A 26007-nucleotide genomic window follows, 5' to 3' on the forward strand; every position below is an offset into this window, starting at 1 on the left:
TCGACGGTCGCCGGCGGGCGCCAGCTAGGCATGGACGGATCGCAGCGGCTTGCTTCGACTAGCCTGCTTGCGCCAAGCGGCGCGCACGCCGCAAACACTACAAGCGTTGGAAAGGCCATCGTCCTTGCGCACAGGCGCGCCCTGGCCTATTGCGACGCACGCTGTTCGGCGCCCCGCCGACGCTGGCCCCGGCCTAAAGCAATTTGGGACGGGACGCCTTGCGTTTAATTCATTTGTGCGTACAAAGCGGGAACATGCTGTTAAAATACAAGCAACATTAGACGATTGGCATGGCGGTCTTGCGCCGGCGTGGTCAGTCCTGCGCTCTCTGGTTGATATTTTCCACATTTCCTTATAGTCAGCAAATGATGAAATTGAGCGATGAAGCGATCCACCGTGAGCTGCACGCCAGCCCGCTCGACAGCTCGAAATTCCTGTCGAACGTCATGCGGCTTAACGATTGCACCACCAGCGCCGAACTACACGCCGAACTACAGCACCTGAGCCGGGTACTGGGTTTCGATTCCTTTTTATATGGTGGACGTTTTCGCGGGACCGGTAGCGCCAAGGTTGAAAAAATCGAGTCAAACTACGACGCCGACTGGCGCAGGGAATACGACAAGCTGGAATATGCGAGCATCGACCCCACCGTGGCCCATTCGCTCGTTTCGCTGGTGCCATTTATCTGGTCGGATCAGATGTATGGCAACGTCAGCCAGCAGGCTTTCCGCGAAGAGGCGCATCATTACGGTTTGCTCACCGGTGTCACCTTCCCGATTCAAAACAAGGAGGGCGGGGTCGCCATGCTCAGCCTGGCGATGTCAAGCAAGGGCAGCGAAGCGCGCGGCCATATCCGGGAAATGCTGATGTGGGGGCCGTTGCTGGCCACCCTGGCGCACGAGGCGATGAGCAAGATCGTCAAGAACGGCCTCAAGAATGGTCGCGAGGCGGCCGGCCCCCGGCTCACCAAACGGGAAAACGACGTGCTGCAGTGGATTGCGGCCGGCAAAAGCACGTGGGAAATTTCCAGGGTACTGTGTATTTCAGAACACGGGGTGATTCATCATGTGCGCAACCTGCTGCACAAATTCGATGTCACCAGTCGCCACCAAGCCGTGCTGAAAGCGCTGTCCAGCGGTTTGATATAAGCTTGGGTCGGGTCGGGCCGGGCGGCGGCGGGTGCGGCCGCCGCCCGTTCAAGCGATCCCGGCCAGACTGGAACCCAGCGGCGCCAGTAGCGCATTCAATTCGGCCGCGTCGAATTTCGGTGCCAGCGCGGCATCGCTGCCGAGAATGCCCTCGGTCAGCGCCGATTTGCGCGCCTGTAACTCCAGAATGCGTTCCTCAATACTGCCTTCGATGACCAGTTTGTACACAAACACGGGCTGGTCCTGGCCGATGCGGTAAGCGCGCGCGATGGCTTGCTCTTCCACCGCGGGATTCCACCACGGATCGAGCATAATCACGGTATCGGCCGCCGTCAGATTCAGGCCAACCCCGCCCACCTTCAGGCTAACCAGCAGGATCGGCACCGTTTTACTCTGGAACCGCGCCACCAGTGCGCCGCGCTGGGCGGGCGGCGTCTTGCCGGTCAGCGACAGCCAAGGCAGGCGCAAGGCGTCGAGTTCTTTTTCGATCAGTGACAACATTTCGGTGAACTGGGAAAACAGCAGGATGCGCCGACCTTCGGCGACCAGGTTGGGCAGCATGTCGCGCAGCATTTCCACTTTTGCCCGTTCGGTACTCTTCGGCGCCGCCTCGCCCTTGAGTAGCAAGGGGTCGCAACACACCTGGCGCAATTTGAGCAGCGCGTCCATGATACGGATTTGCGAACCGGTGAAGCCGCGCCGCTGCAGCACGCTGCGCACTTGCTTGTCGGCCGCCACCCGCACGCTTTCATACAAGTCGCGCTGGCGCCCCTCCAGGCGGAGTAGTTTCACTACCTCGGTTTTCGGCGGCAATTCGGTGGCCACGCTTTCCTTGCGCCGGCGCAGCACGAATGGCCGGATGCGCTGCGCCAGCAAGGCCGCGCGCAGGGTTTCGCCGTTTTCCTCGATAGGCTTGCGCCACAGGCGCGCGAAACTGCGCGCGTCGCCCAGGAAGCCCGGCATCAGAAAATTAAACTGGGTCCACAATTCGCCCAGATGGTTTTCCATCGGCGTGCCGGTCATGCATAGGCGATGACGGGCCTTGATGCGGCGCACCGCGCTGGCGCTGCGTCCGGCCGCGTTCTTGACCGTCTGTGCTTCGTCCAATATCAGCATGTGGAAGGGCAGCGGCGCCAGCACGTCGAGGTCGCGCCACAGCAATGGATAGGTGGTCAGGATAACGTCATGCTGCGCAATGCGGCCAAAGTCCTCCGCCCGCTTGGCGCCCTGCAGGGCCAAAACGCGCAGGCTGGGCGCCATCCGCTGCATTTCAGCTTGCCAATTGAAAACCAGGGAGGTGGGCAGCACCACCAGGGCCGGTTGGTCCAGGCGGCCGGCCTGCTGTTCCACCAGCAGGTGGGCCACCACCTGCGCCGTCTTGCCCAGACCCATATCGTCGGCCAGGATCCCGGCCAGCCGATGTTCGCGCAAATACTGCAGCCAGGCCAAGCCATGCAATTGATACGGCCGCAGGGTTATCCCCAGCCCGGCCGGCGCCGCCACGGCCTTTGGCTCGCCGCTGCCGCGCAAACGCTGCGCCAGCGCGCGCAAATCTTCGCCGCCCTGCAATTGCAGGCTGCCTTGCGCGCCGCCGCAAGCGCCGTCGGCCTCCAGCAAGTCCAGGCCCAGCTCGTCGAGGCGCTGGGCATCCCACGGCGACAGGCGCAGCGCGCCGGGTTTGCGCTTTGGATCGGTCAGCAGATCGAGCATGGCGGTGACGATGGCCTTGAGCGGCGCCGCGAGCGCATCAATACGCTTGCCACCGGGCGCGCGCAAGGAGATGCGCGCCTGCGGGTCGATGGCGGCAATCTGCTTGCGGTCCAGCCAGCGCTGGTCGCGCCGTAGCAGGTCGGCCAGCATCGGCGCCAGGTCGAAGGTCTCGCCGTCGATATCCACACCCAAGGTCAGCAACCACCATTCGGCTTTGCCCGGGCCGCTACCGCCGCCCAGGCCGGCGCTGCGCCCGCGCAGGCGCGCAGCCACTTCCTGCCCGATTACTTCGCCGCTGTCGGGATCGACGATCAAGCGCCAGGCTTCGACCGGCACACTTTCGTGCGCAAAACCGGGATGCACCACGATGCTCCACCCTTGCATCTGCAGATTGGGCAGGTTGTCGGCCCAAAAATCGCCGAACAACTCTTCCTGCACCAGCGACCACCAGGCCAGTACCGGCGGCGACATGTCGTCGGAGCGCCATTGCAGGGCATCGTCATGCAAGGGATGCATGCCGAGGTTGCGGATCTGTTCCAGCGCGTCGGTTTCGGCATGGACGTTGCGGCGCATCAGCAGCGACTCGCCTTGCGCATCGCGCAATTCCTGCGTCAACTCCGCATCGACGGCGTACAAGGAAGTGGGGGCGGGAGTTTCCCAGCGCAGCCCTTCGGGCGTGACGTAGGTCCAGTCGATCTGGGCCACCGTCACGTTGCCGCCGCGCGGACTGAACAGGCCGCCCGGCCGCAGGCCCAGCAAGCCGTCGCCACGGCTCAGGGTACGCAAACTCAGGCGTGGACGAAAACGGCCCAGCGTTTCGCGGGGTTTGATGGCGGCGTGCCACGCGCTGCCGGTGTGGGCGGTATCACTCATGCTGTCTCGCAATTGGTGTTTGATTCATACGGCGTCGCTGCTGTCCTATTGTTCAGAGCGGCGTGGATCGGCGTGCCAATTGCCGTGGAACCCGAACGGCACACGGCGCGCCAGCGCCGCGCTCGCCACCGGGCCGGCGGCGAGGTCCTGCGCATCAAAAATCAGCAAGTCGCTGCGGTTCTCGCGCGCGCGCCAAGCCACCGCCAGCAACCAACCCTGGCCTTCCGGCGCGTCGACCGCGGCCGGGGCAAACACCGGCTCCGAGATCACGTCGCCGTCCGGCAGGGTGTAGAGCGTGCGCTCGCCACTGACCAGGTCAAGCCGCGCCAGCGACGCAAACAGCAAATTGTGGTGCGGATCGCGCACCAATGCGTCGACATGGCAGGTATAAAAACCGAAGCGATGGGGCATGCCCGTATAGCGCTCGTCGAAGCGGGGGAATTCGGCCGGCAAATCGTCGATATAATCGCGTTGGATCCGGCCGCTGCGCAAATCGATCCGCCAGCGGCACAGGCGCGCCACCATCCGCGCCGGATCGCCCATGCGGCCATGCTCGTCGGCCCAGCCGGGCGCGCGCTCGGACTGCATCGCATGCACGACGATGCAAGCGCCTTCTTCCCACGCGTTCATGAAATGGAAGGCGTGGCAATCACCCGTTTCGAACCAGCGTATGCCGCGCTCAGCGCCGTCGCGGCGCATCACACCCACATGCGTGCCCTTGCCTGGGCTCCAGGCATACATCGGCTCGCCGTGCATGGCCCGCGTGATGCTGGCCGTGAGGGGCATGACGGGGTACAGCGCGTAGTGTTCGGTCAGCATGAAATCATGCACCATGCTCGCATATGGCGCGCTGAAAGATTCCAGCCGCGTCAAGTGGCAGTCGGGATCCAGCACGCCGGCCAGCATGGTGGACGTGCCGGCGCCTTCGGCCGCGTAGGCAAAGAAATGCAGCGCGCCGCTGCGCGGATCGGTGCGCGGATGGGCGGTGAAGGGGGCGTGCAGGCGGCCGGCGAAATCCTGGTGCCCTTTCGACGCCAGCGTCACGGGGTCGAGCTCGAACGGCTGGTGCGCTTCCTCCAGCGCGAACAGGCGTCCGCCGTGCCATAGCACGTTGGTATTGGCGGTGCCACTGCACAGGCCGGCTGTCACGGGATGACTGGTCGCAGGATTGCCGAAGGTACCGAACAGGGCCTGTCCCGCACCATGTTCCAGTTGCCATTTCGGCGTGCGTATCCAGCGATTCCGATAAGCCACGCGGCCATCGCGGATGTCGAACGCGTGCAACATGCCATCGCCGGCAAACCAGTGGTAATCGCCGTCGCGGGGGGCGAACTGCGGATTCGGACCTACGCGACACAAGGTGCCCGACAGACCCGCCGGCAACTGGCCGGTCAAACGCAGTTCGGTGACGCTCGATTCGGTCGCCACGGGGGCGAAATTGCCTTGCAGGTAAGGATTGCTATGCATAGTCAGGCGCCGGCGGCTTCAAAATGAGGTGGATGCGCAGATGTCATCGAGCACGTGCTTGTCCGCCATTGGATTAATGCGCTTGTATGCTCGCGCTTGTATGCTCGTCGTTGCTGGTCGTTGCTCGCCATCAGCATTGTAGATGAAATGCCATTGTTGCGGTGCGCCACGCGTGTAAGGCGACGGGACGGCGCGCCGCGACGCCCGCGTCACCAGTTACCGCATCGTGCGGATGTTACGCCCCTTCCGGTGTCAGCGCGTACGCGCCGATGCTGGACAATTTAAGCAGCTCGCCGCCAAATGGCGACAGCACGGCATGCGCGGTCGACGCCGATCCGGGCGGCAGCGTATATTTCAGGAACGTCGCCAGGGTTCCCGCCGGACCCAGGTCAAGGTAGCGGTAGGGGGCGCTCTTTTCCAGTTCGGCGATGGTTTGCTGGAAACGGATCGGTTCCCTGGCCACGTTCCAGAAATAATTCTGCGGCAGCTGGGTCAGCACGCCGGCGCGGGCGCAGCACACCATCGGTATCAGCGCCGGCTTGCGCGGCAAGGCCGCCAGGTTCCGCTCGATACAGGGCCGGGCCGCATCGATCCAGCGCGAATGAAAGGCAAAAGATACGGGCAAGGTCTGGAACGTCAAATGGCGTTCGCGCAAGGCCGCCTGGATCGGCGCCAAGCTGTCGCGCTGTGCCGCGATCACGAAATGGCCGGGGAAATTGAAGGAGGCGATCTCGCATTGCTCGCGCAGACCCGCCAGCAGGTGCGGCTCCGGCGTGCTCAGGATGGCGATCATGCCTCCCGGCTGGCAATGGTCCTCCAGCGCGCTGGCCTGCATCAGGACCGCCTCCAGCGCGTCTTCCACGCCGATGCATCCCGAGACCGCCGCCGCCGCCGCCGCGCCCAGGCTCACGCCCAAGGTCAGGTCCGGCACGACGCCGCGCTCGATCAGGGTTTGCGCCAGGGCGTATTCAACCATGAAAATGGCGGGGTGGGTCAGCAAGGTCCGGTCGAAGGATTCGCCCTTGCCGCGGCGCTCGTCGTAAAGGGTGTCGAGCACGCCTTGGCCGCTGCGGTTGCGCACGAACTGATCCATGTCCAGCATCCAGCGGCGAAACGTGGCGTCGTGTTCAAACAGGCTTTTGCCCATGTGGAAATAGTGCGATCCTTGGCCTGAAAACATGAAAACGGTTGGGGCGGGCGGCATAATCGTCCTGTCAAAGGCTAAGGCCGGCGCCGCGCGCCGGCGTGGTCAGTTTATTCGGCAATGGCGGCGTCGCCGCCAGCAAGCAAATCAAAACCCAGCCAGCGGTAATAACGGCGCCAGAAACCGACGGCATCCTCGGCTTCGGCGCGGGTCGAATAATCCTCGATGACAAACAGGTCGGATTCGCTGCGGCGCCGCATCTCCGCGATCCAAGCCGCCAAACCGCCGCTGCCACCTTGCGCCAAGCGGCCCAAAATGTCGTCCTTGTGTTGGTCCGGCGGGCAGTCGCACAAGCCAATGTACGACAATTGCCCGGCTGCGTAGCCGGCGCCGAATACGTAATAGCGGGAACCCATAGTTTTTACCCCCCCAATATGCGGCGTCGCCAGACGCTGCTCTCCAAGCCAATGGATAGATGCGCCTTGCGCGGCCGCGGTTCAGTCGTAAATCGTTATCGACATATCAGGCCGACGCGCCGGCACGACACGCAGTTCCTCGCGCTGCGCAATCGCATTCATCAAGGCCGATTCCGTGGCGTGGTTGGCATCGATCCACAGCGCTACCGCGCGCGCCACGCCCATCTGTACCACCGGACCGAGCCGGCGCGGCGTGATATTGGCGTGCTTGAGCATGCGTTCCATTGCCGGCGTGGTGACCGTCACCAGGTGGTTTACGCCATACTTGCGGGCCAGGCGCACGACATGCAGCATCATCTGTATCGGTAGCGTGCTCAGCCCGAACGCGGTGGAATCCTGCTTGAGCACCGCAAAGCGGCTCAGTTCCCAGATGTCCTCGCCGCAGGGCGCCTCGCCGTCGAGCAACATTGAGAATACGTCGCGCAGCATGTTCGGCCCCGTGGTCGGCAACATGCGCCAGCAACCGTGCAAGGTGCCTCCCTCCTTGGCCATCATGTACATGGGATTCAGTTGGTCGTATTCATCAAACTCCATGCCGTCCTGCGTGTGTACGTCCCATCCCAATCTTTCGCGAAACATGGAGTGACGCAAACGGTACATATTACGTTCGTCAGAGATGGAGAGGAAGAGACTGCCTCTTTTAACCGCTACGATATTCATGTTGAACGCTCCTGTCTGTCAGCCTTGAATATAGAGTGATCGCCATGGTGTTGTAACTACATGCTTATGTAGCACTTGTGTCACTTGAGTAACATCATGGGTGCGGGATCGGACCCTGGTACCGCTAAGTCAAGGATTTTCGCAGGTCGGCTTGGCCGCTAACGCGCATAAAAAAACGCAGGCCGGACCTGCTGGTCCGCCTGCGTTCCGGCGTCGACGCGCGCCCGGCCCGCTACCGTGGCCCGGGCGCGCGCAAGGCTGGCTTACTCGTAGTCGCTCATCGGCGCACAGCCGCAGAACAGGTTGCGGTCGCCGTAGACGTTGTCGGCGCGGCCGACCGGCGGCCAGTACTTCTGCTTACGCAGCGCCGGCACCGGGAAGGCCGCCACTTCGCGGCTGTACTTGTGCGCCCAGACGTCGGCGGTCAGCACTTCCGCAGTGTGCGGAGCGCCCTTCAGCGGATTGTCTTCGCGGTCGAATTCGCCGTTCTGCACTTGCGCGATTTCCGAGCGGATGACGATCATGGCGTCGATGAAGCGGTCGATTTCAACCTTCGATTCGCTTTCGGTCGGCTCGATCATCAAGGTGCCCGGCACCGGGAAACTCATGGTCGGCGCGTGGAAGCCGAAGTCCATCAGGCGCTTGGCGACGTCTTCGTTGCTGATGCCGGTGGCGTCGGTCAGCGGGCGCAGGTCGATGATACACTCGTGCGCCACCAGGCCGTCGTGGCCCGCGTACAGCACCGGATAGTGCGGCGACAGGCGGCGGGCGATGTAGTTGGCCGCCAGGATCGCCGTTTCGGTGGCGGCGGTCAGGCCTTCGGCGCCCATCATCGCGATATACATCCACGAGATCGGCAGGATGCTGGCCGAGCCGAACGGCGCCGCGCTGACCGCGCCGATGCCGGCGGCGTCGCGCTGGTAGCCGCTGGAACGCTGGTTGGGCAGGAACTTGGCCAGGTGCGCGCCGACGCCGATCGGGCCGACGCCCGGGCCGCCGCCGCCGTGCGGGATGCAGAAGGTTTTGTGCAGGTTCAGGTGGCTGACGTCGCCGCCGAAGCTGCCCGGCGCCGCCACGCCAACCAGCGCGTTCATGTTGGCGCCGTCGATGTAGACCTGGCCGCCGTGCGAATGGACGATCTCGCACAGTTGCTGGATGCCTTCCTCGAACACGCCGTGGGTGGACGGGTAGGTGACCATGACGCAGGCCAGGTTGGCGCTGTGCTTCTCGGCTTTCGCCTGCAGGTCGGCCAGGTCGACGTTGCCGCTGGCGTCGCAGGCGGTGACGACCACCTGCATGCCGACCATGTTGGCCGAGGCCGGGTTGGTGCCGTGCGCCGACGACGGGATCAGGCAGATGTTGCGGTGGCCTTCGCCGCGCGATTCATGGTAGGCCTTGATCACCAGCAGGCCGGCGTATTCGCCCTGCGAGCCGGCGTTCGGCTGCAGCGAGACGGCGGCGTAGCCGGTCAGCGCGCACAGCATTTCTTCCAGCTGCGAGATCATTTCGCGGTAGCCGACCGTTTGCGCGTCCGGCGCGAACGGGTGGATGCTGGAGAATTCGGGCCAAGTCACCGGGATCATTTCGCTGGTGGCGTTGAGTTTCATGGTGCAGGAGCCCAGCGGAATCATGGTGCGGTCCAGCGCCAGGTCCTTGTCGGCCAGGCTGCGCAGGTAGCGCAGCATTTCGTGCTCGGAGTGGTAGCGGTTGAAGACCGGGTGGCTCAGGTAGGCGCTGGTGCGGCCCAGCCCGGCCGGGAAGGCGTTCTGCACGCCCGCCTCGACGGCGTCGAAGTCCGGCGCCGGCGTGACGCCGTTGGCGAAGATGTCCCACAACAGCGCCAGGTCGGCGCGGGTGACGGTTTCGTCGAGCGAGACGCCGACGTGGTTGGCGTCGACCTTGCGCAGGTTGACGCCGGCCGCCACCGCCGCCGCGTGCAATTGCTCGGCGCGGTCGGTTGCCACGGTCAGGGTGTCGAAGAAGGTGTCGTTGGCGATGCCGTAGCCGAGCGTGCGCAGGTTGGCCGCCAGGATGCCGGTGTAGCGGTGCACGCGCTGGGCGATTTGCAGCAGGCCGGCCGGGCCGTGGTAGACCGCGTACATCGAGGCCATCACGGCCAGCAGCACCTGCGCGGTGCAGATGTTGGAGGTGGCTTTTTCGCGGCGGATGTGTTGTTCGCGGGTTTGCAGCGCCAGGCGGTAGGCCTGGTTGCCCTGGGCGTCGATGGTGACGCCGACCAGGCGGCCCGACATGCTGCGCTTGAATTCGTCGCGGGTCGACAGGTAGCCGGCGTGCGGGCCGCCGAAGCCGAGCGGCACGCCGAAGCGCTGGCTGTTGCCGACGACGACGTCGGCGCCCCATTCGCCCGGCGGCGTCAGCATCGTCAGCGCCAGCAGGTCGGCGGCGACGATGACCATGGCGCCGTTGGCGTGCAGGTGCTCTACGCCGGCGCGGTAGTCGCGCACCACGCCGTTCACGCCAGGGTATTGCAGCAGCGCGCCGAAGCAGCTGTCCAGCGTTTCCAGCTCGTTTGGCGCGAAGGTGCGCACCTCGATGCCGAGCGGCTGGGCGCGCGTTTGCACCACTTCCAGGGTTTGCGGCAGCACGTCGTCGGCCACGTACAGCACGTTCGACTTGGACTTGCCGACGCGCTGGATCAGCGTCATCGCCTCGGCCGCGGCGGTGCCCTCGTCGAGCATCGAGGCGTTCGAGATGCCCATGCCGGTGAGGTCGGTGACCACTTGCTGGAAGTTCAGGATGGCTTCCAGGCGGCCCTGCGAAATCTCCGGCTGGTACGGCGTGTAGGCGGTGTACCAGGCCGGGTTTTCAAAGATGTTGCGCAGGATCACGCCCGGGGTGTGGCTGTTGTAGTAGCCCTGGCCGATCAGGGATTTGAGCACCTGGTTTTTCGACGCCAGCGACTTCAACTGCGCCAGCGCGGCCGGCTCCGACATCGGCGCCGAATACTGGCCGAGCGGCAGGGCGCCCTGGTTGCGGATGCTGGCCGGCACCAGCGCGTCGATCAGCGCGGCGCGGCTGGCGTAGCCGAGGGTCGTGAGCATGGCTTCCTGCTCGGAGGCGGAAGGGCCGATGTGGCGGGCGATGAAGGCGTCGCGGGCTTCAAGTTGGGTCAGGCTGGTGCGGGTCATGTTGGGGCCAATAAGAGACGGAGTCGCCGGCGGCGGGGCTGGCGGCAAGGTGTGGGGAAGGGCTGCGGGGAGGGGCGCGCGGGCCGCCGAGGCGGCCCGCGCGCCGGCGCGAATTATTCGGCGGTGTTTTTGCCGTAGGCGGCGGCGTCGAGCAGGCCGTCGAGGGCCGAGGCGTCGGCCGGCTTGATCTTGAACAGCCAGGCCGAGAAGGCGTCGGCGTTGATCGATTCCGGCGCGTTGGCGACGTCGTCGTTGACGGCGACCACTTCGCCGGCCAGCGGGGCGTAGATGTCGCTGGCGGCCTTGACCGATTCGACCACGGCGGCGTCGTCGCCGGCGCCGTAGGTTTTGCCCACGGTTGGCAGTTCGACGAAGACGATGTCGCCCAGCGCGTCCTGGGCGTACTCGGTGATGCCGACGGTGACGGTGCCGTCAGCTTCCAGGCGCGCCCATTCGTGGGATTCGGTGTACTTCAGGTCTGCGGGAATGTTCATGTATAGCTCCAGATAATAAATGTCGGTGAAATTTTATAGTTTTATGGATTGCTGTGGCGCCGATGGATCAGGCAACCAGGATTTTACCGTTGCGCACGAACGGCAGCTTGACCACGGTGGCGGCCAGCTTCTTGTCGCGGATTTCGACGTGCACGGTGTCGCCCAGCGCGACGCCGTTCGGCACCCGCGCCAGCGCGATCGCCTGCTGCATGGTCGGGCTGAAGGTGCCGCTGGTGATCTCGCCGACGCTGTCGCTGCCGCCGACGATGACTTTCTGGTGGGCCCGCAGCACGCCGCCTTTTTCGCGCAGGATCAGGCCGACGAACTGGGCGTTCTGGCCCATCGCCAGCAGCGCCGCCTTGCCGATGAAGTCGCGCTCGCTGACCAGGTCGATGGTCCAGGCCAGGCCGGCGTCGAGCGGGTTGACCGTCTCGTCCATGTCCTGGCCGTACAGGTTCATGCCCGCCTCCAGGCGCAGCGTGTCGCGCGCGCCCAGGCCGGCCGGTTTCACGCCGGCCGCCGCCAGGGCGTTCCACAGCGCCTCGACCTGGCTGGCCGGCACGCCGATTTCAAAGCCGTCCTCGCCGGTGTAGCCGGTGCGCGCCACCATCACCTCGCCGAAGGCGCTGCCCTTGACGATGACGGCGTTGAACGGCTTCAGGCCCTCCGAGGCGGCCAGGGTTTCCGGCAGCACCTGCCAGACCTTGGCGCGGGCGTTCGGACCTTGTACCGCGACCAGCGCCATCGGCTCGGCGCCGTCGCGCCGCTCGGTGACGCTGACGCCGCTGTTGCTGGCCGCGTTCTGCGCCTTGATCCAGGCGATGTCCTTGGTGGCGGTGCCGGCGTTGACGACCAGGCGGAACCAGCCCTCGTTCATGAAGTAGACGATCAGGTCGTCGATGACGAAGCCCTGCGGGTTCAGCAGGCACGAGTACAGCGCCTTGCCGGCCACCTGCAGCTTGTCGACGTTGTTGGCCAACAGGCCGCGCAGGAAGGGGCGCACGTTCTCGCCCTCGAGGTCGACGACGCACATGTGCGAGACGTCGAACATGCCGACGTCGCTGCGCACCGCGTGGTGTTCTTCGATTTGCGAGCCGTAGTTGACGGGCATGTCCCAGCCGCCGAAATCGACCATGCGGGCGCCGGCAATACGGTGGGCGTTGTTAAGTGGGGTCGTAAGTAGCGTCATGAAATCCTCGGGGCCATTGGTAAAGGGGTTAACGGAGCAGACAAGGAAACGCTTTGCAGCCATTTTCCGCATGTGATCGCTGACCCCTCTGTCCTTGGTACCTGAGAGATTACGGGGCAATGTCGCCCCGTCGCACCTTCGGTGGATCGCCGGCGTGACGCCGCGACCGCTCTCCAGAGTTGAGCCGTGGCGCGGCGGATGGCCGCGCCACGGTCCCTTGATCGGTCCTTTTGCCTGAGAGTTTTTGGGTAGTGCCCCTTCGGCGGCAACGCGGGTGTCTGCGACACCGGCGTTGCCCTCTCCCGATCAAGAGTGCAGAATATATGCCAGCGGGGCCTTTCTGTCAATCTGTTCGGCGCGCCGGCGGCGGCCCGCCGCGCCGGTCGCGGCTGCTTGACGGCGTGCTTGCGGCGGGTAAAATCCGCTGGATGGCACGCACGCTTGACGCCGGCCCTCGGCCAGTCGCGCGCCTCTTTGCTAGAATCAATTATTCCCACTTTTTAAAGTGAATGCCATGAGCGACGAACAAGAAAAGACGGACGGACACGCCTATTTCACGCTGTCGGGGGACGTCAACAGCGACATGGTCAGGCGCGTCTTCGACGCCGTTGCCGACATGACCGAAGACAAGATCAGCACGGCCCACGTGCTGATCCAGTCGAACGGCGGCTATGTCAGCGACGGCATCTGCCTGTACAACTTCCTGAGCCAGTTGCCGCTCACCTTCGTCACCTACAACGCCGGCGCGGTCGCCTCGATCGCGGTGACGCTGTTCCTGGCCGGCGGGCGCCGCTACGCCAGCGAGACGGCGCGCTTCATGGTACACAAATCGCACGCCACGGCGTCGCCGGGGGCGCGCCCGGACGCGCTGAAAATTATTGTCGACGGCTTGCGCGCCGACGACCTGCGCACCGAGCAAATCCTCAAAAAGCACGTCGCGCTGACGCAGGAGCACTGGCTGGTGCACGCTTATTCCGACCTGCACCTGACGGCCCATGAGGCGCTGGCCGTCGGCATGGTCGACGGCGTGGCCAACTTCTCGCCGCCCAAGGGCGTGCGCCTGACCAATATATAACCGCGGCGGCCGCGCCTACTATTTTCTGAAAGAAGCCCGCGGCGGCGGGCGTTCCCGCTTTCTTGATGAATGAATCGACAAGGGCCCGCCAGCGTTGTCGCGCTGACAGGCCCTGCCTTGTCTTGCAAAATCGCGCCGCGCGAGTCGGCGCCGGCTTAACGCCCGGTTTTATTGCTTGAGCGGCTGGTTTGGTTCTGCTGGCCGCCCGTGCCGCCGCCCGACTGCTTGCTGCCGCCGGTGTCGGACCCCGACTGTTTGTTCGCATCGTTTTTGTGGCTTTGCTTGCCGGCCTCCACATGCTGTTCGTGGGTGCCGCCCTGGTTGCCCGAGCGCGAGCCGGACGAGCTGCCGCCGGAACCTTGCGAGCCGGATTGTTTGTTGCCCTGACTACCTTTTTGGTTCGAGTTCATCATGATTCCTTTAAGTAATGGAAAAAGTCACTCTCCGGATATCAGCGCTGGAGGGAGGCAAAGACAATCTTCCCCTGGCACATGCGTTTCCGGTGACGCAATGATGCGATCCTGATCATGTGTTCGGTATCGGATACCTTCCCGCCCGCATGTAGGACAAACACTGATGCGGCTACCACTTTATCTTGTTAAATGAATTATTCAAGGCGCTTTTTCACACTTTTCCGCCGGGGCCGGTCGGGCGCTCGCGCCAGCATTGCCATGGTAGCGAAGCGGCGCCGCCGATCGTTGACTAGCGCCAAGTGCGCGCGTGACGAAGCACAATGTTTTTACGGGGTAAAATTTGCGCCGGAACAGTTGTTTGTTTCCATTTGGCCATTGCCTTATGGCAATAATATGCAAGAATGTGGTATACCGGCGGAATGTTCCCGTCGTCACCTTTTCCGTAGCGGGACATCATGCTTTCACAGACAACAATTGGCGCGGCGCCGAAGAAAGTAGTGTCGCCGCGGCATGCGTTGTTGGAAAGCTTGATCGATATCGTCGGCCAACATGTCAATGCGCAGTTGCTGGCGCTGGCGGGGCGCGTCTCGGCCGCCTTGCTCGACGGCGCCGAGGCCGGCGACGCCAAGTCGGTGCATCAGCGCTTCAAGGCCGGCAAGCTGCTCAAAAACAACAGCTATGGCTTCCTGCACCTGGCCTCGACCAGGTTGGAGCGGGCGCTGCGGCGCGAACTGGCGCAACTGGCGCCGGCGCCGAAGGCCGCGACCAGGCCCGCCCAGGCGATGACGCTGGTGCCGTACGAGGCGATGGACACGCAGGTCGCGTTTGCCGCGCTGAGCCGGCCGTTCGACGTGATGTACGCCGAGCAACTAGCCACGCTCAACGTGCGCCTGGCCTTCCTGCTCGATCGCGGGATTTTGCGTCCCGGTCAAAATCCCTTCCGTCCCGGCGTTTTTCTAATGTCCCTGCAAGAAACCTGGTGCGAATTCGAACCCGAACCCGACTCGAGCAAGCTGTTTCTGCCCTTCCTCAAGCCGGGGCCGTTTCTCGATTTGGGGCCGATGTTCGAGGCGCTCAACCTGGCGTTGATGCGCAAGGGCGTGCTGCCCGGCGCCGACGCGGCGCTGCGTCCGCGCCGCGCCGACAGCCACGACGCCACGCCGAAGCAAGCGAAGGCGCCCAGCCAGGTCGTGCTGGCGCAGCAGTTGCGCCAGTTCTTCGCCCAGACGGAAAGTGCCGCGCCGGCCGGCGCGGGCCGCGCGCCGACGCCGGTCGGCCTGTCGCTGCCGCCCGAGTTGTCCCTGCCGCACTTGCCGAACTTGCCGAATCCGCCGGGCGTGGCGGGCGCGGCCGGTTCACCGGCGGTCGGCTGGCAGCAGGGCGCCGCGCAGGGTTTCCACGGCGCCGTCGACAACCAATTGGCGCACCGGCTCAGCCAGATCGGTGCGAAACAGCCCTTGCTGTCCTTCCTGTCGCGGCTGCAGGGCGCGCCCGCGCCCGACGGCGCCGCCGCGCCGGCGCGTGCGCATAACGTCATCTACCTGCCGAAGATCAAGGAAAGCGCCCCGCAGGGCAGCCTGAGCCGCGCCGACGAAAGCACCATCGATTTGTTGTCGGCCATTTTCGAGACCGTGTTCCAGGACAAGAATATCTCGCAGGAAATCCGCGACCTGATCCGTTTCTTGCAAATTCCGGTGCTCAAGGCGGCGCTGGTCGACAAGGACTTCTTTTTCCAGGAAGCCCATCCGGCGCGGCGCATGATCGACTTGCTTTCGCGCATGGGCTGGGAGCAGCGCAAGGGGCCGGACGATCCGCTGTTCCAGGCCATGCAGCGCAGCGTCGACCGGGTCGGGCGCGAATTCGACCACGAGGTCTCGGTGTTCGCGCAGGCCGTGACGGAGCTGGAGGCGTCGATCCAGGCCGAGGAGAAGGCCGCCGCGACGGCCATCGCCGCGCCCATCGCCACGGCGCTCAAGCGGGAACGCCTGGCGCAGGCGGCCGCCGCGGCCAGGGGCGCGGTGGCGCTGCGCCTGGGCGGCGGCGATGTCGCGGCGGTGGTGGTCGCCTTCCTGGAAAACCAGTGGGTGGCGGTCATGACGATCGCCCACAGCGTCGAGGCGGAGCGCGCCGGCGCCGTCAACAACGCCACCCGCACGATGGACGAGCTGATCTGGAGCGTGAAGCCGAAGCCGCTGACGGAGGAGCGGCGCCAGTTCATCGGCAAGCTGCCGGCGTTGTTGTCGGCGCTCAACAAGTGGCTGGACATCATTCAGTGGCAGGATGCCGAGCGCCTGCAATTTTTCGCCGAGCTGGCCGAGTGCCACGCCTCGATCGTGCGGGCGCCGTTAGAACTGTCGCCCGAGCGCCAGGTGGAAATCGCGCTGGAGGTGGCGCAGCAGGATGCGCAGCGGCGCCTGGCGTTGCAAGAGCGCGCCGCCGAGGAGGTGCCGGCGGCGGACGACGCCGTGCTGGCGGTCGAGGCGCTCCAGCGCGGCATGTGGATGACGTTCGCCCAGGCCGACGGCGCCGCTCGCAAGGTCAAACTAGCCTGGATCAGCCCGCTGCGCACGCTGTACATCTTTTCCGCCGACAGCCGGCGCGAAGCGTTCTCGCTGTCGGGCGAGGCGTTGGCCAGCGCGTTCCGCGCGGGGCGGGTGGAGTTGGCCGGCGTCGACGGCATGGTCGGGCGCGCCCTGCAGCAGGCGCTGGGGCGGGTTGCCGTCAACGACGTCGGCGTCACCACGTTGGCTTGATAAAAAAACAAGGGGAGCGACCCTGGGGGCGCGCGTTCCCGCCTTGGCGCCGACGGTCTGGCCCGGGCCTCAGCTTGAACGGCGCGCGCCTCGTACAAGCGCACTCAGTCGTATCATGGCATAGTGCAGTCCTCCAATAAGCGAAAAGTTATCGAAATATGAATTGGTGGCATGGTTTAAGTCTAATAGGGAGCATGGCCGTGATGGCGCCCGCCGGCATCGCCATTGCCGTATGGTTGGCGGGCGGAAATTCCTGGCGCCTGGCGCTGCAATGGTGCCTGTTGTTCGGCGCCGGCATGGCGCTGGTAGTGGCCAGCAAGGTGGCGTTCATCGGCTGGGGCATCGGCATCAGCGCGATTGAATTCGCCGGTTTCAGCGGCCACGCGATGCGCGCCGGCGCGGTGCTGCCGGTGGCCCTGTTCGTCATTCTCAGCGGCGCCGCGCCCGTGCCGCGTTACGCCGGCGCCGCCGTCGGCGTGCTGCTGGCCGTGCTGGTGTCGATTTCGCGTGTGCAGGTGCACGCCCATTCGGCGTCCGAGTCGATCACCGGCACCGTGCTCGGCTTGCTGGTCGCGGCCGTGTTCATCCGCCAAGCCGGCGCCACGCGCGAGCCGGTGGTAAGCCGGTTGTTGGTGGCGCTGAGCATGTGCGCCCTGTTGTGGACGCCGAACGTGGAACCGCTGCCGACCGAGCAGTGGATGACCAGGTTGGCGCTGCACTTGTCCGGCCACGAGCGGCCTTTCGAACGCAGCCACTGGAAACTGGCGCAACGCCACCCCTTGCTGCGCTGACCGGCGCGGCGCGCCGCACGCGCGGTTGTGGCCAGTTTTGCGCCGCAAAATGGTATGATGATCTACTTTTCACAGGGGCAAATCGGCGGCCGTCGCCGCGACGCGCCGGGCTCGACGCGCTTGCGCCGCCTTGCCCCGTGAGAAAACAATGCCAGTCGAGGCGAGGAATCTGAAACAACGTGCGTCTATCTTCCATTAAATTGTCGGGATTCAAGTCCTTTGTCGATCCCACCAATTTCCAGGTGCCCGGGCAACTGGTCGGCGTCGTCGGTCCCAATGGTTGCGGCAAGTCGAACATCATCGACGCCGTGCGCTGGGTGCTGGGCGAATCGAAGGCGTCGGAATTGCGCGGCGAGTCGATGCAGGACGTTATCTTCAACGGCTCGACGCACCGCAAGCCGGCCGGGCGCGCCTCGGTCGAACTGGTATTCGACAACAACGACGGCAAGGCTTCCGGCCAGTGGGGCCAGTACGCCGAAATCGCCGTCAAGCGCACGCTGACGCGCGACGGCACCTCGACCTACTACATCAACGGCCAGCCGGTGCGCCGGCGCGACATCCAGGACATCTTCCTGGGCACCGGGCTCGGGCCGCGCGCCTACGCCATCATCGGCCAGGGCATGATTTCGCGCATTATCGAGTCGCGCCCGGAGGAGTTGCGCGTGTTCCTCGAGGAGGCCGCCGGCGTCTCGAAGTACAAGGAGCGCCGCCGCGAGACCGAAAACCGCTTGCACGACACGCGCGAGAACCTGCTGCGCGTCGACGATATCTTGCGCGAGCTCAACGCCAACCTGGAAAAGCTCGAGGCGCAGGCCGTCGTCGCTAACAAATTCCACATGCTGCAAGGCGACCAGGAAGAGAAGCAAAAACTGCTCTGGCTGCTGCGCAAGAACGAGGCGCAACAGGAGCAGACGCGTTTTTTCCGCGAGGTCGAGCAGGCCCAGACCGACCTGGAGGAGCAGACCGCCAAGCTGCGCCACGTCGAGCTGACGCTGGAGCAGATGCGGCAGGCCCATTTCGCCATCGGCGACCGCTTGCACACGGCCCAGGGCCACCTGTACCAGACCAACGCCGAGATCGGCAGCCTGGAGGCGCAGATCAAGTTCGTCATCGAGTCGCGCGCGCGCCTGCAGGCGCAGCTGGCGACCTTGACGGCGCAGCGCGACCAATGGCAAGCCCAGGCCCAGGAGCAGCAGGAGCAGATCGAGGAAGCCGATTTCCGCCTCGAAGAGCTGGCCGCGCGCGTCGAGCAGTCGCAGATGGCGGCCGAGCAAAAGAACGAGCAGTTGCCGGCGCTCGACCTGGCCTGGCGCGAGGCGCAGCGCAAAAGCACCGAGTCGCGCGCCAAGATCATGCAGGCGCAGCAGCAGTTGGAGCTGGAGTCGGCGCACCAGCGCAACGCCGCCAACATCCTGGCCGGCCTGCTGTCGCGGCGCGAGCGGCTGCAGCAGGAAAAGAACGGTTTGAACCTGCCCGACGGCAGCCATCTGGCGAACATGAAGATGCAGCTGGAGGAAAAGCAGCAGGCGCTGGAGGAGCAGGGCTTTTATCTGGAGGAGGCGCTCGAGCAGCAGCCGAAGCTGGAGCGCGAGCGCCAGCAGGCGCAAACCCAGGTCAACGCCGAAACGGCCGCCAACGCCCAGCTGGAGGCGCGCCTGAACGCGCTGCGCCAGTTGCAGGAGCGGGTGCAAACCCAGGGCAAGGTGCAGCCTTGGCTGAAGCGCCACGAACTCGACGCCTTGCCGCGGCTGTGGCAAAAGCTGCAGATCGAGCAGGGCTGGGAAAGCGCGATCGAGTCGGTGCTGCGCGAGCGCACCGGCGCGCTGCAAGTGTCGAACATCGACTGGGCCAAGGCCTTCTTCGGCGACGCGCCGCCGGCCAAGCTGGCGTTGTTCGCGCCGGCGCCGGCCGCGCCGGCGCCGGAGCTGGCCGGCCTGAAGCCGCTGCTGAATGTGCTGAAGCTCAACGACCCCGGCCTGCGCGGCCTGCTGCAGGACTGGTTGCACAACGCCTTCGCCAGCGACGACGCCGCCGAGGCGCTGCGCGAGCGCGCCACATTGCCGGCCGGCGGCTATTTCGTCACGCGCCAGGGCCATGTGATCGGCCAGTCGAGCGTGCGCTTCTACGCCGCCGATTCGGAGCAGGAGGGCATGCTCGGGCGCCAGCAGGAAATCGACAACCTCGACAAGCAGTTGCGCGCCCAGCAGTTGCTGGCCGACGAGGCGCGCGCCCGCTCGGTGCGGGCCGACGCCGGCGTCGCCAACCTGACGCGCCAGCTGGCCGAGCTGCGCCAGCGGGTGCAGTCGCTGACGCAGTCGGTGCACACCTTGCAGCTCGACGTCGTCAAGCTCTCCGAGGTCGAGGCGCGCTTCAACCAGCGCAGCGGGCAGATCCAGGCCGACCTGGCCGAGATCGGCGCGCAGGAGGCCGAGCAGATGCAGGTGAAGATGGAGTCGGAGGAAAAGTTCGAGCAGCTCGACTGCGACCTCGGCGACCTGCAGCAGGCGCACGAGGACGGCCACACCGATTTTTTGAACCAGGAGCAGCGCCTGACGGACGCGCGCGAGCGCTTGCGCGAAATGGAAAGGGCGGCGCAGGAGGCCGAGTTCGCCGAGAAGTCGCAGCGCGCCAAGATCGAGGAGCTGCGCCGCGGCATCGCCACCGCCACCACCCAGGCGGCCCAGGTGACGGTCAGCCTGCAGGCCGGCCAGCGCGAGCTGGCCAACCTGGAGTCCGGCGCCGCCGCCGACGGCTTGCAGGACTTGCTGGAGCGCCGCACCACGCAGGAGCGCGCGCTGGCCGACGCCCGCCACGAACTCGACCAGATCACCCAGCAGCTGCGCCTGTCCGAGGACGCCCGCACCCAGTCCGAGCGCAGCCTGCAGCCGCAGCGCGACAAGATCATGGAAATGCAGCTCAAGGAGCAGGCCGCGCGCCTGAACCAGGAGCAGTTCGCCCAGCAGTTGCTGGAATGCGGCGCCGACGAGGCGGCTTTGAGCGGCAAGCTGCACCCGGACATGCGCCCGTCCTATCTGCAGGGCGAAGTGACGCGCCTGGGCAACGCCATCGCCTTGCTGGGCGCGGTCAACCTGGCCGCGCTCGACGAGCTGGCGCAGGCGTCGGAGCGGAAGAACTTCCTCGACGCCCAGAACGCCGACCTGGTCGAGGCCATCGACACGCTCGAGGACGCGATCGCCCGCATCGACAAGGAAACCCGCGAGTTGTTGCAGGACACCTTCGACAAGGTCAATTTCCACTTTTCCGAGCTGTTCCCCATCCTGTTCGGCGGCGGCCAGGCCAGGCTGACGATGACCGGCGACGAAATCCTCGATTCCGGCGTGCAAGTCATGGCCCAGCCGCCGGGCAAGAAGAACGCCACCATCCACCTGCTCTCCGGCGGCGAAAAGGCGCTGACGGCGACGGCGCTGGTGTTTTCGATGTTCCGCCTGAACCCGGCGCCGTTCTGCCTGCTCGACGAGGTCGACGCGCCGCTGGACGACGCCAACACGGAACGTTTTTGTAGAATGGTCAAACGGATGTCCGACCAGACCCAATTCCTTTTCATCTCGCATAATAAAATTGCGATGGAAATGGCCCATCAATTGATCGGTGTGACGATGCAGGAACAAGGCGTGTCGCGCATCGTGGCGGTGGATATGGAATCCGCCGCAAACTTCGCATCCGAGGCGCAAGCAGCATGACAGACTTACAAATGACACTGTTCGGGGCCGGCGGCGTATTCATCGCCGGCGTTTTCTCCTACAACAAATGGCAGGAGCACAAGGCCAAGAAAAGCGTCGAACGGGCGTTTTCCAACGACCACGACGACGTGCTGATGCGCTCCGGCGCCGGCGCCGGCGCCAGCGCGCCGGCGGCGCCGGCCGCGGCGCGGCACGAGCCGAGCTTTGAGGCCGGCGCCGCCGGCGACGGCGCGTCGGCCGGCGCTGGCGCCGGCGCGGCGGCGCAGCCGTGCGCCGATCCGCTCGACGCGCCGGCGCGCAGCGCCGACATGGCCAGCCCGGCGGCCGAGCTGGCCACCAGCCTGGTCGACCCGCTGATCGACTGCCTGCTGCCGCTGGCGCTGGAGGCGCCTGTGCGCGGCGACAAGATCCTGCCGGTGCTGCAAACGCTGCGCCTGGTCGGCAACAAGCCGGTGCACTACATCGGCCTGCACGTCAACGGCGACTGGGAACCGATCACCCACGGCGGCGTCTATACCCAGTTGCAGGGCGGCGTGCAGATGGCCAGCCGCACCACGGCGCTGAACGAACTGGAGTATTCGGAACTGGTGACGCGCCTGCGCGGCGTGGCCGACGACATCGGCGCCGAGCCGGCGATCCCGGACATGATCGAGGTCATGGCCGAGGCGCGCACGCTGCACCGTTTCGTCGCCGGCCACGACGCCCAGCTGGGCGTGAACCTGCACACCAACGGCGCGCCGTGGGCCATCAGCACGCTCATCGGCGCGCTGGAAAAGCAGGGCTTCGACCTGCGCCCGGACGGCCGCTACGTGATGCCCGACGGCGACGGCGCCTTCCTGTTCTCGCTGTCGACCAACGTCACGCTGGCCGAGGAAACCACGGCCCGCCTGACCTTGCTGCTGGACGTGCCGTGCGTGGCGCCGGCGCGCGACGGCTTCGGCGCGATGGTCGCCTGCGCCCGCTCGCTGGTGGGCCGGCTCGACGCCACCATCGTCGACGACAGCAACCAGGCCCTGTCGGACGCGGCCCTGGCGGAAATTGCCGGCCAGGTGCTGGAGTTTTACCAAGAGATGGAAGCGGCCGACATTCCGGCCGGTTCGACCCGCGCACTGCGTTTATTTAGCTGAGTTCCGTAGCAGATGACCGATACCACCGAGCCGGCGCGCATCGCCGAGCTGACCGTTGAACTGAACCGCCACCTGCACGCCTACCACGTGCTGGACGCGCCGACCATCCCGGACGCCGAGTACGACCGGCTGTTCCTCGAACTGCAGGCGCTGGAGGCGGCCAACCCGGCGCTGGTGGCGCCCGACTCGCCGAGCTTGCGCGTCGGCGCGGCGCCGCTGCCGCAATTCGACCAGGTCACGCACACGCTGCCGATGCTCTCGCTCAACAACGGCTTTTGCGACGAGGACGTCGACAATTTCGACCGCCGCGTGCGCGAGGGCCTCGACGCGGTCCACGTCGAATACGCCGCCGAGGTCAAGTTCGACGGCCTGGCCATCAACCTGCGCTACGAGCACGGCCTGTTCGTGCAGGCCGCCACCCGCGGCGACGGCGCCACCGGCGAGGACGTCACCGCCAACATCCGCACCATCGCCGGCATTCCGCTGCGCCTGCACGGCGCCAACGCGCCGGCGCTGCTCGACGTGCGCGGCGAGGTGATGATGTTCAAGGCCGACTTCGCCCGCCTGAACGCGCGCCAGCGCGACGCCGGCCTGAAGGAATTCGCCAACCCGCGCAACGCCGCCGCCGGCAGCCTGCGCCAACTCGATTCGCGCGTCACGGCGCAGCGCACGCTGCGCTTTTACGCCTACGGCATCGGCGCGCTGGAAGGCGCGCCGATGCCGCGCTCGCACTCGGCCTTGCTCGACTGGTACCAGCAGCTGGGGGTGCCGGTGTCGAACGAGCGCGCGGTGGTGGCCGACGCCGCCGGCCTGCTGGCCTATTTCAGGCAAATCGGCCTGAGCCGGCCGACGCTGCCGTATGACATCGACGGCGTCGTCTACAAGGTCAACCTGCTGGAAGACCAGCGACAGCTGGGCTTCGTGTCGCGCGCGCCGCGCTTCGCGCTGGCGCACAAATTCCCCGCCGAAGAGGCGCTGACGCTGGTGCTCGACATCGAGATCCAGGTCGGGCGCACCGGCGCGTTGACGCCGGTGGCGCGGCTGGCGCCGGTGTCGGTGGGCGGCGTCACCGTCACCAACGCCACCCTGCACAACGAGTCGGAGGCGCGGCGCAAGGATGTGCGCGTCGGCGACACCGTCATCGTGCGCCGCGCCGGCGACGTCATTCCCGAGGTGCTGGCGGTGTTGCTGGAGAAGCGCCCGGCGCCGGAGCCGGCGCAGTTCGCCATGCCGGGCCATTGCCCGGTGTGCGGCTCGCACGTGGTGCGCGAGGAGGGCGAGGTCATCGCGCGCTGCTCCGGCGGCCTGTTCTGCTCGGCCCAGCGCAAGGAGGCGATCCGCCACTTCGCCGGCCGCCGCACCATGGATATCGAGGGCCTGGGCGAGCGCTACTGCGACACGCTGGTGGAACTGGGCTACGTGCACGGCGTCGCCGACCTGTACAAGCTGAGCCTGGACAATTTGCTGGAAATGAAGGTGCGCGCCGACGCCGACGAGCTTGACGCCGGCGCCGAGCAAGCGGCGCCGCACAGCGCCGCGCCGGCCGCCGCGGCGGCCAAGGTGCCGACCAAGTGGGCCGAAAACTTGCTCGCCGGCATCGCCGCCAGCAAGGCGCCGCCGCTCGAACGCCTGCTGTTCGCGCTGGGCATCCGCCACGTCGGCGAGTCCACCGCGAAAACCCTGGCCGAGTGGCTCGGCACGCTCGACCGGGTGCGGCGCGCGCCGGCGGCGTTGCTGCGCGTGCTGCCCGACATCGGCGGCACGGTGGCCGACTCGATCGCCGACTTCTTCGCCGAAGAAAAGAACCAGCAGGCGCTGGACGCCTTGTTGGCGGCCGGCGTGGCGCCGCGCGACGAGCACGCGCCGAGCCCGAAACTGCGCGGTCAACTGGAGCAGGTCAAGCTGCTGGCCGCGCTCGGCATCCCCAAGCTGACCGAACCGCGCAGCAAGCAACTGGTCGAGCGCGGCGTCACGCTGGCGCAACTGGCCGGGCAGGGCGCGTCCTACCACGCCGGCCTGCCGGCGGCGGTGGCCGAGGCGCTGGCCGCGTGGCTGGGCGACGCCGCCAACCGCGCCTCGCTGCGGCGCCTGCACGCGCTGCGCGAGGAGCTGCTGGCGCTGGTGCCCGAAGTGGTCGAGGTCGAAGGCGGCTTGAGCGGCAAGACCTTCGTGCTGACCGGCACGCTGCCGACCCTGGGCCGCGACCAGGCCGCCGCGCTGATCGAGGCTGCCGGCGGCAAGGTGTCCGGCTCGGTGTCGAAGAAAACCGGCTACGTCGTGGCCGGCGCCGACGCCGGCAGCAAACTGCTCAAGGCGCAGGAGTTGGGCGTGACGATACTCGACGAGGTCGCGCTGCTGGAGCTGCTGGTCGCCGTTTCAATCCCAACACAAGAAAAATAGAACATGGTAAAAATCAAAAAAGCGGTATTTCCCGTCGCGGGCCTGGGCAGCCGGTTTTTGCCGGCGACCAAGGCGCAGCCGAAAGAAATGCTGCCCATCGTCGACAAGCCGCTGATCCAGTACGCCGTCGAGGAGGCGGTCGCCGCCGGCATCACCGAAATGATCTTCATCACCGGGCGCAACAAGCGCGCCATCGAAGACCATTTCGACAAGGCCTACGAGCTCGAAACGGAGCTGGAGGCGGCCGGCAAGAAGCAGTTGCTGGAAATCGTACAGAACGTCATCCCGAAACACATCAGTTGCATCTACATCCGCCAGTCGGCCCCGCTGGGCCTGGGCCACGCGGTGCTGTGCGCGCGGCCGGTGGTCGGCGAGGAACCGTTCGCCGTCATGCTGGCCGACGACTTCATGGACGCCGGCGATGGCGTGCGGCCGGTGTTGGCGCAGATGACCGAGGTGTATCTGCGCGAGCAGTGCAGCGTGCTGGCGGTGCAGGACGTGCCGCGCGCGCAGACCGGGCAATACGGCATCGTCAGCGCCAGCGCCTACCAGCCGGGGCTGGAGCTGGTCCGCGGCATCGTTGAAAAGCCGGCCCCCGGGCTGGCGCCGTCGACCTTGGCCGTGGTCGGCCGCTACGTGCTGTCGAACCGCATCTTCAATTACCTGGAGCACCTCGGCAGCGGCGCCGGCGGCGAAATCCAATTGACCGACGGCATCGCCGCGCTGATGCAGGCCGAGCGCGTGCTGGCCTACCGCTACGCCGGCCAGCGCTACGACTGCGGCTCGAAACTGGGCTATTTGAAGGCCATGACGGCAATCGGCTTGAAGCACCCGGAGACGGGCGCGGCCTATCGCGAATTCCTGCGCCAGGTACACATTGAATTGGGGACGGCATGACGGTACGTGAAATTTTGAAGATGGGCGATCCGCGCTTATTGCGGATGGCCGAGCCGGTGAGCGAATTCGGCACCGCCGAACTGGACGCGCTGATCGTCGACCTGTTCGACACGATGTACGCTGCCAACGGCGCCGGCCTGGCGGCGCCGCAGATCGGCGTCAACCTGCAAGTGGTGATCTACGGCTTCAAGCAAAACACCCGCTACCCGGACGCGCCGCAGGTGCCGGAAACGGTGCTGATCAACCCGCTGCTGACGCCGCTGTCGGACCGCAAGGAAGCCGGCTTCGAAGGCTGCCTGTCGGTGCCGGGCTTGCGCGGCAGCGTGCCGCGCTGGGCCGATTTGCGTTATGAGGGCGTCGACCAGTTCGGCAACCCGATCAGCCGCGACGTCGACGGCTTCCACGCCCGCGTGGTGCAGCACGAGGTCGACCACCTGCACGGCATCCTGTACCCGATGCGCATCGTCGACTTCACCCAGTTCGGTTTCACCGAGGTGATGTTCCCGGAGATGGACCCGAACGACGACGATTGAGGCGTTG

General features: G+C 65.9%; 18 protein-coding genes and 2 riboswitches. Of the genes, 9 read left to right on the forward strand and 9 right to left on the reverse strand.

Annotated elements, in window-relative coordinates; translation table 11 throughout:
• Positions 1-365: 365 nt before the first annotated feature.
• A complete protein-coding gene (locus JANGC3_RS0103600; protein ID WP_017875118.1) occupies positions 366-1148 on the forward strand; it encodes a helix-turn-helix transcriptional regulator in 783 nt (260 codons plus the stop codon).
• A 48-nt stretch (positions 1149-1196) separates the two neighbouring features.
• Here the strand turns inward: JANGC3_RS0103600 and JANGC3_RS0103605 are convergent, their stop codons facing one another.
• From JANGC3_RS0103605 to gcvT, 8 genes are all read right to left on the reverse strand, one after another.
• Positions 1197-3731, reverse strand: a complete 2535-nt coding sequence (locus JANGC3_RS0103605) for a DEAD/DEAH box helicase (protein WP_017875119.1) — start codon at positions 3729-3731, stop codon at positions 1197-1199.
• Positions 3732-3776: 45 nt separating this feature from the next.
• Entirely contained in the window at positions 3777-5198 is a 1422-nt protein-coding gene (locus JANGC3_RS0103610; protein WP_017875120.1) for a carotenoid oxygenase family protein, read from the reverse strand.
• 235 nt (positions 5199-5433) lie between these two features.
• Positions 5434-6378 (reverse strand): acyltransferase domain-containing protein, encoded by a 945-nt coding sequence (locus JANGC3_RS0103615; RefSeq protein ID WP_026132495.1) that lies wholly within the window; start codon positions 6376-6378, stop codon positions 5434-5436.
• Positions 6379-6452: 74 nt separating this feature from the next.
• Complete coding sequence (locus tag JANGC3_RS0103620) at positions 6453-6656, reverse strand: hypothetical protein (protein ID WP_157406433.1); 204 nt, start codon at positions 6654-6656, stop codon at positions 6453-6455.
• A gap of 183 nt (positions 6657-6839) precedes the next feature.
• Complete coding sequence (locus tag JANGC3_RS0103625) at positions 6840-7478, reverse strand: acyl-homoserine-lactone synthase (protein ID WP_017875123.1); 639 nt, start codon at positions 7476-7478, stop codon at positions 6840-6842.
• 263 nt (positions 7479-7741) lie between these two features.
• A complete protein-coding gene (gene gcvP / locus JANGC3_RS0103630) occupies positions 7742-10627 on the reverse strand; it encodes an aminomethyl-transferring glycine dehydrogenase (RefSeq protein ID WP_017875124.1) in 2886 nt (961 codons plus the stop codon).
• A 113-nt stretch (positions 10628-10740) separates the two neighbouring features.
• Positions 10741-11121: a glycine cleavage system protein GcvH gene (gene gcvH / locus JANGC3_RS0103635; protein ID WP_017875125.1), complete on the reverse strand. Its 381-nt coding sequence runs from the start codon at positions 11119-11121 to the stop codon at positions 10741-10743.
• 67 nt (positions 11122-11188) lie between these two features.
• Complete coding sequence (gcvT, locus tag JANGC3_RS0103640; protein ID WP_026132496.1) at positions 11189-12310, reverse strand: glycine cleavage system aminomethyltransferase GcvT; 1122 nt, start codon at positions 12308-12310, stop codon at positions 11189-11191.
• A gap of 78 nt (positions 12311-12388) precedes the next feature.
• Positions 12389-12497, reverse strand: a riboswitch (glycine riboswitch).
• Positions 12498-12522: 25 nt separating this feature from the next.
• Positions 12523-12625: riboswitch (glycine riboswitch) on the reverse strand.
• Positions 12626-12824: 199 nt separating this feature from the next.
• Between gcvT and JANGC3_RS0103645 the strand changes: the two genes are divergently transcribed.
• On the forward strand, positions 12825-13385 hold the full coding sequence (locus JANGC3_RS0103645; protein WP_017875127.1) for an ATP-dependent Clp protease proteolytic subunit: 561 nt from the start codon (positions 12825-12827) through the stop codon (positions 13383-13385).
• A gap of 155 nt (positions 13386-13540) precedes the next feature.
• Here JANGC3_RS0103645 and JANGC3_RS0103650 read toward each other — a convergent pair whose 3' ends face one another.
• Complete coding sequence (locus tag JANGC3_RS0103650) at positions 13541-13798, reverse strand: hypothetical protein (RefSeq protein ID WP_017875128.1); 258 nt, start codon at positions 13796-13798, stop codon at positions 13541-13543.
• Between the two features lie 455 nt (positions 13799-14253).
• Here JANGC3_RS0103650 and JANGC3_RS0103655 point away from each other — a divergent pair, with 455 nt between their 5' ends.
• The 7 genes from JANGC3_RS0103655 (at position 14254) to def (ending at position 26000) form a co-directional block, all read left to right on the forward strand.
• Entirely contained in the window at positions 14254-16551 is a 2298-nt protein-coding gene (locus JANGC3_RS0103655) for a DUF1631 family protein (RefSeq protein ID WP_026132497.1), read from the forward strand.
• A gap of 203 nt (positions 16552-16754) precedes the next feature.
• A complete protein-coding gene (locus JANGC3_RS0103660) occupies positions 16755-17342 on the forward strand; it encodes a phosphatase PAP2 family protein (protein ID WP_232429769.1) in 588 nt (195 codons plus the stop codon).
• Positions 17343-17521: 179 nt separating this feature from the next.
• Positions 17522-21043 (forward strand): chromosome segregation protein SMC, encoded by a 3522-nt coding sequence (smc, locus tag JANGC3_RS0103665; RefSeq protein ID WP_026132499.1) that lies wholly within the window; start codon positions 17522-17524, stop codon positions 21041-21043.
• Positions 21040-22170 (forward strand): cell division protein ZipA C-terminal FtsZ-binding domain-containing protein, encoded by a 1131-nt coding sequence (locus JANGC3_RS0103670; RefSeq protein WP_026132500.1) that lies wholly within the window; start codon positions 21040-21042, stop codon positions 22168-22170. Before smc ends, JANGC3_RS0103670 begins: the two co-directional genes overlap by 4 nt.
• A 12-nt stretch (positions 22171-22182) precedes the next feature.
• Entirely contained in the window at positions 22183-24570 is a 2388-nt protein-coding gene (gene ligA, locus JANGC3_RS0103675) for an NAD-dependent DNA ligase LigA (protein WP_017875133.1), read from the forward strand.
• 3 nt (positions 24571-24573) lie between these two features.
• The gene (gene galU, locus JANGC3_RS0103680; protein WP_017875134.1) at positions 24574-25467 is read left to right on the forward strand and encodes a UTP--glucose-1-phosphate uridylyltransferase GalU; all 894 of its coding nucleotides are present in this window, start codon (positions 24574-24576) and stop codon (positions 25465-25467) included.
• Complete coding sequence (gene def, locus JANGC3_RS0103685; protein WP_017875135.1) at positions 25464-26000, forward strand: peptide deformylase; 537 nt, start codon at positions 25464-25466, stop codon at positions 25998-26000. Before galU ends, def begins: the two co-directional genes overlap by 4 nt.
• Positions 26001-26007 lie beyond the last annotated feature (7 nt).

This window comes from Janthinobacterium sp. CG3 (genome assembly GCF_000344615.1).
Taxonomy (GTDB): domain Bacteria; phylum Pseudomonadota; class Gammaproteobacteria; order Burkholderiales; family Burkholderiaceae_D; genus Janthinobacterium.

What these genes read in the sequence shown, in the direction of transcription:
- JANGC3_RS0103670 (WP_026132500.1), top strand. Translation starts at nt 21,040, where the DNA reads ATGACAGACTTACAAATGACACTGTTCGGGGCCGGCGGCGTATTCATC.
- JANGC3_RS0103650 (WP_017875128.1), bottom strand. Translation starts at nt 13,798, where the DNA reads ATGATGAACTCGAACCAAAAAGGTAGTCAGGGCAACAAACAATCCGGC.
- JANGC3_RS0103605 (WP_017875119.1), bottom strand. Translation starts at nt 3,731, where the DNA reads ATGAGTGATACCGCCCACACCGGCAGCGCGTGGCACGCCGCCATCAAA.
- JANGC3_RS0103625 (WP_017875123.1), bottom strand. Translation starts at nt 7,478, where the DNA reads ATGAATATCGTAGCGGTTAAAAGAGGCAGTCTCTTCCTCTCCATCTCT.
- gcvT (WP_026132496.1), bottom strand. Translation starts at nt 12,310, where the DNA reads ATGACGCTACTTACGACCCCACTTAACAACGCCCACCGTATTGCCGGC.
- JANGC3_RS0103610 (WP_017875120.1), bottom strand. Translation starts at nt 5,198, where the DNA reads ATGCATAGCAATCCTTACCTGCAAGGCAATTTCGCCCCCGTGGCGACC.
- gcvP (WP_017875124.1), bottom strand. Translation starts at nt 10,627, where the DNA reads ATGACCCGCACCAGCCTGACCCAACTTGAAGCCCGCGACGCCTTCATC.
- JANGC3_RS0103600 (WP_017875118.1), top strand. Translation starts at nt 366, where the DNA reads ATGATGAAATTGAGCGATGAAGCGATCCACCGTGAGCTGCACGCCAGC.
- JANGC3_RS0103660 (WP_232429769.1), top strand. Translation starts at nt 16,755, where the DNA reads ATGGCGCCCGCCGGCATCGCCATTGCCGTATGGTTGGCGGGCGGAAAT.
- JANGC3_RS0103655 (WP_026132497.1), top strand. Translation starts at nt 14,254, where the DNA reads ATGCTTTCACAGACAACAATTGGCGCGGCGCCGAAGAAAGTAGTGTCG.
- JANGC3_RS0103615 (WP_026132495.1), bottom strand. Translation starts at nt 6,378, where the DNA reads ATGTTTTCAGGCCAAGGATCGCACTATTTCCACATGGGCAAAAGCCTG.
- def (WP_017875135.1), top strand. Translation starts at nt 25,464, where the DNA reads ATGACGGTACGTGAAATTTTGAAGATGGGCGATCCGCGCTTATTGCGG.
- JANGC3_RS0103645 (WP_017875127.1), top strand. Translation starts at nt 12,825, where the DNA reads ATGAGCGACGAACAAGAAAAGACGGACGGACACGCCTATTTCACGCTG.
- ligA (WP_017875133.1), top strand. Translation starts at nt 22,183, where the DNA reads ATGACCGATACCACCGAGCCGGCGCGCATCGCCGAGCTGACCGTTGAA.
- galU (WP_017875134.1), top strand. Translation starts at nt 24,574, where the DNA reads ATGGTAAAAATCAAAAAAGCGGTATTTCCCGTCGCGGGCCTGGGCAGC.
- gcvH (WP_017875125.1), bottom strand. Translation starts at nt 11,121, where the DNA reads ATGAACATTCCCGCAGACCTGAAGTACACCGAATCCCACGAATGGGCG.